The sequence below is a fragment of the Mesorhizobium sp. M1E.F.Ca.ET.041.01.1.1 genome (assembly GCF_003997355.1).
In the GTDB taxonomy this organism is placed as follows: domain Bacteria; phylum Pseudomonadota; class Alphaproteobacteria; order Rhizobiales; family Rhizobiaceae; genus Mesorhizobium.
Genome location: NZ_RZSL01001142.1, coordinates 1 through 766 on the forward strand (window position 1 = coordinate 1; position 766 = coordinate 766).

The 766-nt window shown below is 65.8% G+C and carries 1 pseudogene; it reads right to left on the reverse strand.

Features of this window, described 5'->3' with window-relative positions:
• A pseudogene (eno, locus tag EOA38_RS37970) lies at positions 1-766 on the reverse strand (phosphopyruvate hydratase); the annotation flags it as partial.

A 766-nucleotide genomic window follows, 5' to 3' on the forward strand; every position in this document is an offset into this window, starting at 1 on the left:
TTATCGGATAGTCGGAGGCGAGCTTGGCAAGGTATTTCGCCTGCGCTTTCGGATCGCGCGTCTTCTTCTCGCCCTCGTAGACGTAGTTGCCGTCCTTGAAGAACTCGGTCGCGGCGCAGTCGAGGCCGAGGGCTACGTCCTCGCCCGGCTTGAAGCCGGCCTTCTCGATCGATTCCATGATGAAATCGAGCGCCGACGACGCGCTCTTCAGGTTGGGGGCGAAGCCGCCCTCGTCGCCGACATTGGTGTTGTGGCCGGCATCCTTGAGCTTCTTGCGCAGCGTGTGGAAGATCTCGGAGCCCCAGCGCACGCCATCGCGCAGCGTCGGCGCGCCGACCGGTAGGATCATGAATTCCTGGAAGTCGATCGGATTGTCGGCGTGGGCGCCGCCATTGATGATGTTCATCATCGGCACCGGCAGGACATGCGCCTTGGTGCCGCCGACATAGCGGTAGAGCGGCAGACCGGCGGCATCCGCGGCAGCCTTGGCGACCGCCAGCGACACGCCGAGGATGGCGTTGGCGCCGAGGCGGCTCTTGTTCGGCGTGCCGTCGAGCTCGATCATCGTCTGGTCGATATGAATCTGGTTTTCGGCCTCCATGCCGCCGATCGCCTCGAACAGCTCGCCGTTCACCGCCTCGACGGCGCGCTCGACGCCCTTGCCGAGATAGCGCGGTCCGCCGTCGCGTACTTCGACCGCCTCATGTGCGCCGGTCGAGGCGCCGGACGGCACCGCGGCGCGGCCCATCGAGCCGTCTTCCAGCAC